At 49.8% G+C, this 9362-nt stretch carries 9 protein-coding genes and 1 pseudogene; 6 read left to right on the top strand and 4 right to left on the bottom strand.

Annotated features, from left to right (window positions below):
- From LZ23_RS24620 to LZ23_RS10445, 3 genes and pseudogenes are all read left to right on the top strand, one after another.
- Positions 1-219: pseudogene (locus tag LZ23_RS24620) on the top strand (transposase); the annotation flags it as partial.
- 163 nt (positions 220-382) lie between these two features.
- The gene (locus LZ23_RS10450; RefSeq protein WP_332308277.1) at positions 383-622 is read left to right on the top strand and encodes a tetratricopeptide repeat protein; all 240 of its coding nucleotides are present in this window, start codon (positions 383-385) and stop codon (positions 620-622) included.
- A gap of 330 nt (positions 623-952) precedes the next feature.
- The gene (locus LZ23_RS10445; RefSeq protein WP_045213960.1) at positions 953-1861 is read left to right on the top strand and encodes a cation diffusion facilitator family transporter; all 909 of its coding nucleotides are present in this window, start codon (positions 953-955) and stop codon (positions 1859-1861) included.
- A gap of 60 nt (positions 1862-1921) precedes the next feature.
- Here the strand turns inward: LZ23_RS10445 and LZ23_RS10440 are convergent, their stop codons facing one another.
- Together LZ23_RS10440 and LZ23_RS10435 are read right to left on the bottom strand one after the other, a co-directional pair.
- Positions 1922-2953 (bottom strand): GNAT family N-acetyltransferase, encoded by a 1032-nt coding sequence (locus tag LZ23_RS10440; protein ID WP_045213959.1) that lies wholly within the window; start codon positions 2951-2953, stop codon positions 1922-1924.
- A 56-nt stretch (positions 2954-3009) separates the two neighbouring features.
- On the bottom strand, positions 3010-3417 hold the full coding sequence (locus tag LZ23_RS10435) for an ATP-binding protein (protein ID WP_045213958.1): 408 nt from the start codon (positions 3415-3417) through the stop codon (positions 3010-3012).
- Between the two features lie 182 nt (positions 3418-3599).
- Between LZ23_RS10435 and LZ23_RS10430 the strand changes: the two genes are divergently transcribed.
- The 3 genes from LZ23_RS10430 to LZ23_RS10415 all read left to right on the top strand — a co-directional run bounded on the left by LZ23_RS10430 (position 3600) and on the right by LZ23_RS10415 (position 8129).
- Positions 3600-4685, top strand: coding sequence for an efflux RND transporter periplasmic adaptor subunit (locus LZ23_RS10430; RefSeq protein ID WP_045213956.1), 1086 nt, complete (start codon positions 3600-3602; stop codon positions 4683-4685).
- Between the two features lie 2 nt (positions 4686-4687).
- Positions 4688-7696 carry an efflux RND transporter permease subunit gene (locus LZ23_RS10425; RefSeq protein WP_045213954.1) on the top strand — a complete coding sequence of 1003 codons (3009 nt, stop codon included), beginning with the start codon at positions 4688-4690 and terminating at the stop codon, positions 7694-7696.
- Between the two features lie 244 nt (positions 7697-7940).
- Positions 7941-8129 (top strand): YgiT-type zinc finger protein, encoded by a 189-nt coding sequence (locus LZ23_RS10415; protein ID WP_045213950.1) that lies wholly within the window; start codon positions 7941-7943, stop codon positions 8127-8129.
- 287 nt (positions 8130-8416) lie between these two features.
- On the opposite strand, the gene LZ23_RS10410 is transcribed toward LZ23_RS10415, so the two are convergent.
- On the bottom strand, positions 8417-8794 hold the full coding sequence (locus LZ23_RS10410) for a type II toxin-antitoxin system VapC family toxin (protein ID WP_045213948.1): 378 nt from the start codon (positions 8792-8794) through the stop codon (positions 8417-8419).
- Positions 8791-9051 (bottom strand): type II toxin-antitoxin system Phd/YefM family antitoxin, encoded by a 261-nt coding sequence (locus LZ23_RS10405; RefSeq protein ID WP_045213946.1) that lies wholly within the window; start codon positions 9049-9051, stop codon positions 8791-8793. The genes LZ23_RS10410 and LZ23_RS10405 overlap by 4 nt, the downstream gene beginning before the upstream one ends.
- Positions 9052-9362: the final 311 nt, after the last annotated feature.

The raw sequence follows: 9362 nt of genomic DNA, 5'->3' as shown, positions 1-9362 counted from the left end.
GTTCAGACAGCATTGGATGAGAGAACTCCAAGGCAAGCCGACTGGACTGAAGGTGTTGCAGTGGGCTGCAAAGATTTTGTCGAAAAGGTCAAGGAAATGCTTGGCGGCAGAGCTTGCGGCCGCTGGGTCCACGAAGTAGGCAAGTCAGGGATGTACGCACTGAAAGAACCTGTATCTGCTTACAATGATGTTTTTGATGGTAAAATGTTTACCCCATGAAATAGACGAAGTCTCAGTGTAGCGAATTTCATTGGGGGGGCTTCTAAGCTTTGAAAACAGGCTAATTTGGGAAATTTTTCCTGATATTTAAGGATGATGGTTAGGTCCAACCCCAAAGAATGGCCAGGAAAAGTTAACGCGTCAAAATAATTGCCAGTGCAGGCTGCGCCTGGGCAGACTTTTCATGCAGATAGAAGACTGGGATGAAGCCAGCGAGCATTTGCGTCTCGCCACTGAGTCTCAGTGCACGAAAGCACGCCGGGATGCCCTGTTTCTGCTGGGAATCTTCCAATATCATCAGGGACGCTTAGACAGCGCCAGAGAAGCGTTCCGCCAGGCAGAAAATGATCCCGAACTGCGCAGTCGGGCCAGGTACTGGTTAGAGATCCTGGACAGGGGATAAACATGTTTACATTTAGCGCTTGACTCGATGTGTGCAACGTGGAAAAGTTTTTGTAACTGTTCACTATGTTGGCATCCTCTGCCAGGACATGGGCTTTGTCCAGTGAAAGAACTGTAATGAACAGTTACAAGTTTTTTTGATTACTTTGATTGAGGCTTGGCACGCTGGATATTGACGTTTTTCCAGGCACTGGTTAGGAATTTAATCTGTAGATTAAGAGAAATCCGATTACTGATATAGTACCCAAAAAAAGAAGCTGTTATAACCACAAGTCTGGAATCCATTAAAAGTGAAATTCTTGAACAAAGCCTGTGTTAATCCACTAAACCCATGAATCAGTCAAGCAACGCCCAGGACGCGGCTACCAAGGAACGAACCGCCCTGATTACAGTCATCATGGACCTGGCCTTTCTTGCCCCATCCGTAGTTGTAGCAGTTCTTGCCAATTCCATGACATTGTATGCGGATCTCCTCGGTGATTTGAATGTCTTTATCGCCAATGTCATGCTTTTATTCATTCTTTACAAAATGAGAAAAGGGATGGGCAACAACTTTGACTACGGCGCAGGAAAAATTGAAAATCTCATTGGCGTGATCGGCGGATGGTTTGTTGTGCTTTCCATTGGCTATATCCTCTACACGTCCATAGGGAGGATTTTGTCTCCCGTTGCCCTTGATCCCACCCACCTGGCCATGGGTGCCTTAGTCATGCTGGCATCCATGATTGCAAGCACCTATCTCTGGATTCGCAACTATCGGATATACAAAAGGATCCCTTCTCCGGTTACAGACGTTCAATGGCGTGTTCCAATGTCTGACACAGTCATTGCGGGCGGGATACTCATAAGCCTGCTGGCCATGATTTTTCTGCGGGAATACTCATGGTCGCTCTATATCGATCCGCTTATATCCCTCGCACTGGGCGGAGTTATCATTTATTCCTTTTACGGGCTGATTAAAACATCTCTTTTTGATCTCTTAGACAGAACTCTGGAAGAAAAGTACCAGATGCTCATCACCAAAGAACTGGTAAAATTTTATCATGATTATGCCCAGCTCCACGGTGTCCGTTCGCGAAGAACAGGGTCAAGTGTTTTTATTGAGATTTTTCTTGAGTTTGATCCTGACCGAAAAGTGGGTGAAATTCACGATGTTATTGAAAACATGCGCAAATCTTTGGAAGAAAAGATTGAAAACAGTTTTGTGAGCATATCTCTTTCTAAGAAATCAGTGCGCTGACACTCTTTGTCCTGTTTGCTTTCTCAATGGTGCTGATCCTGATCAAGGATGCGGTTCTGATTATGTGCCTGGATAAATTGAGCGAACATACTCTGCAAGCTCGCGGCCAAAGGACGAGGCAAGGTGAATCGAGTCAAAGTCAGGGTCCACTCCATGCAGGTACTGAAGAATGAGAACTTCCTTACCATTATCATCCAGACCGACTCCGGCAAAAAAGAATCCCATCTTTTCAAAGAAATCAGCTATCGCAGAGGTAACCGGGTCAGTCAGGGGAAGAGAAAGGTGCGTCACCGGAATTCCCTGGCCGCAAGATAATGCCAGCTGATCACTCACCTGTTTCTGGATGTCATATCCGTACCTGGCAACACAGATCCACGTCCACCCTTCCTTGAGGTCGGATTCTGAATGAATGTGCGCTGGGTCTTCAGGCAAAGTGAGTACTGAATCATGGAAAAAACGACATTTTTTCCCATGAAGTTGAAATATTTGCCTGACCATGGATCCGTGCCTGTCAGGGACGTGGAGAAGGGCTTCCGGGCCTGCGTGCAAATATTTGAGAAACACGATGTTGGCTATACGCCCCGGATTATGCCCGTCCTTTTCTTGCCAACTCTTAGATACAGGACTTGCAGCTATAAAAAGTGCGCTTTCCTTAAATCCTTGATGCAGAAGGTTACGCTGGGAATGGATATGATTCGTCACTGCCAGGGCGTATATTGCGCAAAGATCAAGCGCTTTGGCTCTTTCGCTTAGAAATGTGGATACTTCCTCGTTCACGCCTGGGCTCTTGAACCTGGTATCCAGAAAGGTATAGGTCAGCTCCCTGACGCGCGCTCCCGGTGTGTCTGCCACCAGGGCGCAATGTCCCATAAGTTCTCCACTTGCTGTTTCAGCCACCACAGAAACCATCTCCCCCTGCTCGAGCATCTCGCGAACCCGGGCTGGATAATAGATGGCTTCATTGAAGAAAACAGCACCATGTGCCCGCAAAACCAGCCGGGCAATATCTTCAGCATCTTCTGGTTTGCCCAGGCGAACTGTGTGGCTGGTCAGTGTCCGTCGTCTGGAAGGACCGCTGGAAGGCTTTCGCAAGAGTGATCTTTTTTCCTTTACCTCTTCTTGTTCACTTCCCTGAGCTTCCCAATACTTTACAAGGCGGATCTCGCGCTCTCCACCCCCAGCAAAGAAAAAGTGACCTTGTCAACCATTTGCCGGGCAAGAAACGAGTGCAGTCCTGTGGCGTCTTCGACGTCAGCAAACCGTTGCGGATCAAAGGCAGGCAATGCCTCGTCATCCAAGGGCAGGCCCTTGGAGCGCAACACCATCTCAATGCCTATGGTGGTGCGGTATAACTCGAGTCGCAACAAGTCGTCCTCTCGCCCGAAACCCAGGGAAATGGCGTAGGAAGAGGCTTCTTCAAAAGCAAGGCAAAGACGCTGGGCATCTTTTGGAGAAAGCCCGGCCAGCAGGGCATATTCCCGGATAGCTACCCCGAAAACAGGTATCAGTCCCGGTTTGGAAGGAAAGGTAATTGAGACGACATCAAAGTGCTGCATGGTATTCCTGTGGATTGATGCTGAAAGGTCAAAAAATACTGAATGTTTCCTAAGACATCTTTTTTACTGCTTTATGAGGACAACAGCAAGCAAAAAGCTATACTTTATGCAGGGTAAGCATTATAGACATCATTTTAGAAAATGAACATCTGTTCTCGATTAAACATTCCGGAGAAAAGCCCATGCGACTTGGTATGATTTGCTCTGTTCTTCTCGGACTGGCATTGATGGCTGGCGCCATGCTCCTGACCTTCTGGCCGGAACCTGCTCCTATGTCTGCGGAACCCAAAAAAACTGGAAAGGTTCATGTAGAGCCCGTGGTTGCCGCAAGCATGAACCGTGAGTCACGCTTCACAGCCATCACCCAGCCGTACAGGCAAGCCCTGCTGTCCTTTACCGTCCCTGGAAAAATCATTTCCAGACCAGTGCAAGTGGGCGACCGGGTTCAGGCACATCAGCCTTTAGCGCGTCTTGCATTTGAAGAATTTGACAATGCAGTTCACCAGGCCCAAGCTGCAGTTGCCGAGCTTACTGTGCAATTAAATCAGGCTAAGCGAGATCACCAGCGTTTTTTGCGCTTGAGTTCAGATGATGTGGTAGAAGCCAGACAGGCTGAGCAGGCAACGGCTTTACTGGAACAGCTCCAGGCATCTCTGGACGGAGCTAAGGCCCATCTAACTGAAGCATTGAGACGCAGGGATGAATCATTATTGCGTGCGCCTTTTTCCGGCATCGTGACTGCGGTTTACCTTGATTCCGGTGAATGGGCTGATCCTGGGCGAGCAATTATAGAACTGCAGGATGATAAATTAGTGAAGATAGAGGTGGAGGTTCCTGAAAGCATCATCACCAGACTGGAGCCAGGGCAGAAAGTCAATGCAATTTTGCCCTTTGCCGCAAATGTCCAGGTCAAGGGAAGAATATCCCATCTGTCTCGGGCTGCAGGTGGGGCGGGACGACTTTTTCCTGTAGTAGTGGAGCTGGATCCAGCATCCGGTGTTGTCCCTGGTATGACTGCGGAGCTGGTCATAAATGCTGAGTCCAGCCCTGCCTTTGAGGTCCCTTTGTCATCGGTAATCAATCCGGGAGGTTCCCGGCCAAGTATTTTCATCCTGAACAATGGGCAAGTACGCGAGGTGCCTGTTGAGCTTGAAGGATTCAGCGCAAATAAGGTTCTGGTAACCGGCGACATTTCCAAGGCGGACCTGGTGGTCGTTCACGGCCATACCGCCCTCACACATGGCCAGTCCGTGGATGTGGCGCCGTGAACATGGCACAGGCTCTGCTGGATCGGGGGCGATTGTTTTTAACCATGGCTCTGGTGCTGTCCCTGACCGGGGCCCTGCTCTGGATGACCATGGTCCGTCAGGAAGACCCTCTCGTGCCGGACTACTGGGGGCTGGTGACTGTATCGTTTCCGGGCGCGGATGCCTTGACCATGGAGCACTTAGTGCTCAAGCCCATTGAAGACGCGTTGATCGAGGTGGATGAGGTCAAGATCATCATATCCACGGCCTTTGATGAGATGATAGTGCTTGAAGTGGAACTGGGTGGGCGCATCCGAAATTTCGATCAGACCTGGGACGATGTGCGCAGGGCTCTGGAAAGGGCCAAAGCCAAATTCCCATCTGGTGCTGAAGCCCCGACTCTGAACAGAAATATCCAGGAGCCGGACGCGGTGGTTCTGGCAGTGACTGGTTCAGCTGATCTGTTAAAGCTGCGTAATGCAGCCCTGCGCGTCAAGGATCACCTTTCTCATCTTCCCGGGGTCTCCAAGGTCAATCTGGTGGCAGACCCTGGAGAACAGGTGACCATCCACATGGATGATCCTACTGCTAAGCGAATCGGGATCAGCCCTGATGAACTGGCCGCGCAACTGACCGCCCGCAATCGAATCATCCCTGGAGGCTCCATTGAGCTGGCCGGCATGAACGTACGACTGCGTCCTCTTTCCGAGTTTAAATCCGTTTCAGAGATTGCTTTGACTCCGGTAGTTTTACCTTCAGGGGCAACCATTCTGCTTCAGGATCTGGCCAGTGTACGTCACGGAGTTCTAGAACCAGGCACGTCACGGATGCGCTTTAACGGTGAAACAGCCGTGGGCGTGTCTGTAACACCCAAGAAAAATTCAAATATAGTCACTTTTGGAAAAGAAGTGCGCTCAGCTATAGAGTCGGCCCGTCAGGAAATTTTGCCGCTGCAGCTCCAGGAAGTCTCTTTTCAGCCGGATCATACTGCCAAGCGGCTGTCAGACCTCAACCTTTCCCTGCTCAGTGCCATGATGATCGTATCCGGAATACTGATCTTGACCATGGGGCCGCGTATGGGTTTAGTGGTGACTGCGGTCATTCCTCTGGCGATCCTCTCTTCTTTGACCCTTTTTGCCTGGGGCGGAGGCATTCTGCACCAGATTTCCATTGCTGCTTTTATCATGGCCCTGGGCATGCTGGTAGATAACGCCATTGTCATGGCCGAAAATGTTCAATACCGTCTGGACCAGGGCGCATCAGGTACGGACGCTTCGCTGGGCGCGGTTCGAGAGCTGGCAATACCGCTTCTTGGAGCTACGGCCACAACCCTGGCAGCGTTCGTCCCCATGTATATTTCCCAGGGGGTTACTGCTGATTTTACCCGGACCATTCCTGTGATCATCATGACCTGCCTGGCAGTTAGTTTCTGTTACGCTATGCTGGTTACCCCTGTGCTGTGCCGAATGGTCCTTAAACCATCCCCTGTTCGAAGAAAATCTTATCTTGTCAGCATTGGTTACTGCCTGGCTGATTTTGCCCTGCGCCATTCCAAATTCGTTGTGCTCATGGCCTTGCTTCTCATAGGCATTGTGCTAATGCTTGGTATGCGGGTGGAACAGCAATTTTTCCCATCTGCGGACCGCAACCAGTTTGTTGTTGATCTGAAGCTGCAGGAAGGCTCCCACCTTACGGCCACAGAGCGGGCTTCAAGGGTCATGGAAAACGTCCTGTTAGAGCAGGAATCAGTAGATAAAGTATCCAGCTTTATTGGCCGCGGTGCGCCCCTTTTCTATTATACCATCATCCTTACGCCCTACAGCCCGCATTTTGCCCAGCTCATCGTAGAAACCAGACATATAAGTGATGTAGCTCCCCTTGTGGACCACGTTTCTTCTGTGATCCCAGACCTTTTGCCCGGAGTGGAGGTTATCATAAGAAAGCTGGAGCAGGGCCCGCCAATCCAGGCTCCAGTGGAAATCAGGCTGTTCGGCCATGACTTCCAGGATCTGCACAGGACTGCTTCGGCAGTGACCGAACTTTTGAGCAGTGTAGAGGGAACCAGGGACGTTCGTCACGATATGAGTCCAGGTTCTCCGACCATCCGGCTGCATATAGATGATGCAGCAGCCGGTCGCCATGGGCTGAGCCGCGAAGATGTTTCGCAAGCACTTCTGGGGAGAACCCGGGGGCTGGAAATAGGTGAAATTTACTTGAAAGACGATCCAGTGCCGGTTTTTATTCGGAGCACCCAGGGAGAACATCTTGATGCCACTGCCCTGGCAGCCATTGACCTGCGTACAGCTCAGGGAACCCTGATACCCATGGAGAGCCTGGCCAGGCAGGAGCTTGACTGGGTTGCTGCAGCCATTAACCATCGTAACGGTAAAAGAGTGGTAACAGTCTCCTCTCAGCTTTCCCACGGGGTGAGCTACAGCCAGGTTCTTAAGGCATTGCAGCCAGGGCTCAGCGAACTGGAATTGCCCCCAGGCGTGGAAATAGCTTTTGGTGGAGAGTTGGAAGGGGCTGGGGAGGCGAACATGGCCCTGATGACAGTATTGCCCATTGGTTTTTTAATGCTGTTTGGCGTACTGCTGGCTGAATTCAACTCCTTCAAGCGCGTTGCCCTGGTTCTGATGACCGTGCCCCTGGCAGCCGTGGGCATTGTGCCCGGGCTGCTGCTCAACAATCAGCCCTTTGGCTTCATGTCCCTGCTGGGTGTATTTGCCCTGGCCGGGGTGGTGGTGAACAACGCCATAGTGCTGTTGGAGCTCATCGAGCAGGAACGCCGTAAAGGCGCTGACGTTGGTACCGCAGTCAGGGATGCCGTGGCTCGAAGAATCAGGCCCATTCTACTAACCACAGGCACTACCGTGGCAGGACTGCTGCCCCTGGCAGTCAGCTCTTCCACCCTCTGGCCACCCTTGGCATCAGCCATGATTTCCGGACTGCTGGCCTCCACAGCCCTTACTCTGATCATTTTACCGGCAGCCTATCGCCTGATTTTCGCACCCGGAGCAGTTTTCAAGTAACCAGAAAACAATCCCAAGGGCAGGTCCTGTCCATAGAGGTCAATCTCCTGGGCTTTGGGAATGCTGGGAACTTGGCTCCATTCATCTGATCAATTATGTTTATCTGGCTGACATTGCCTATGCCGAAGCACATGATGGAGAGGGCTATACTGGCATCTGCCTGGCGTTTCCATAAGTTTGGACCGTGGAATGAAGTCGTATTCCTGGAAATAAACACGGCCTTGGTGGCCTCATTAGACCGATCATGGGTGGCCGTTTTGGGCGATCATTGACAGACCAGCACAGGATTGTTGTTATAAAAGACATTCCAGTTGAGCAGTGCAATTCATGCGGTGAGTTCTTAATTCATGATCCAGTAATGGAAAATCTTGATTCTTTGATAGACTCAGTGGATTCAGGGATTGAGCTGGAAGTAAGGCGATTTGCAGCTTAAATTTTAATCACTATGCCCACTGGCTCTATAGCTGGTGAGCTTTTTTTATTTTATGTCCACCACACGCAAATCAAGTCGAATCCGCATCGAATCCGGGCGCATCGAATCCGGGGTCGGACCTGGTCAAGTCATTGAATAGTTAAAGAAAATATCCCAGAAAGGCCTTATTTTTGGCTTTAGAGCAGTCATTCTGATATCAGAACGGCTATTTTAAGATGCTCTTTCCAAAAGAGCAGGTTTTCTTATACCAATGCCTAAATAATATACAGCTTCGGTTTTCAAGCTGTTCAGGCCTGTACTACTTTGACAGAGTACATGGAAATCTGCTCATCTCGTGTTATCACTGATAGATTTTCGACTATTGCCTGGGCTACCAGCATTCGATCAAAAGGATCTTTATGAAGAAGGGGCAGTCTTCCTGCAATATCTGCATGTTCATGTGTTATGTTAAGAGAAGTAAATCGGTGTAACTTGAGCTCTTCCAGTAAGTTGTCAGGAGTACTCAGTTTTCCGAGACTCCTTTTAATCCCTATTTCCCATACTGAAACCGAGCTGACAAAGACCATGTTTTCTCCGGAGATGATGCTGCTTCTAGCCTTATCCGACAGGGTGGGATTGTTTTCAAGAGCCCAGATCAGCACATGTGTATCTAAAAGGAAATTCATGGTCTGTCCGGGAAAAGCTTAGAGTTGTAAAAGCTTTCGACAATCTCTTTGTCCGCTTCTTCAAAATCGGCTTCACACTCAACTCTGCCTTCCCAGCTCCCCCCGAGTTTTCGCGGTGTGTTCTGTTTTTTAAAAGCAGAAAGTACGGCAACAGGCTCTCCTGCCTTGCCGATGATCACAGGTTCGTTGGTCTCCTGTACCATTTTTATCAGACGGGACAGAGTGGCTTTGGCCTCTGAGATATTGGTTATTTGCATAATGCCTCCCATGAGTGCATGTTTCTACAAATTAGGTAGTCTGGTCTGGTCTGGTTGTCAACGAAGAAAAAATTTTGGTTCTATAGATCCAATAAATCAAAGGGACATTATGTTGCCAGTTTGGTTATGTTGCCAGTATCCCGCAATATCCAGCCCCACCCCGCCTGTTTTTTCTTTACGTTTTGAGTTTTAACGTACCCCGCATACCCCGCCCATTGAAGAAGGTATCAGGAGTCAGGGGACGGGGGTCAGAAAGCCAGGAGTCAGGAGTCAGGGGACAGAGGAAGAAATGGGGGACAGGTTCTTATTTA

It is taken from the genome of Desulfonatronovibrio magnus, assembly GCF_000934755.1.
In the GTDB taxonomy this organism is placed as follows: domain Bacteria; phylum Desulfobacterota; class Desulfovibrionia; order Desulfovibrionales; family Desulfonatronovibrionaceae; genus Desulfonatronovibrio; species Desulfonatronovibrio magnus.
This window is presented reverse-complemented; position numbering and strand designations above follow the sequence as displayed.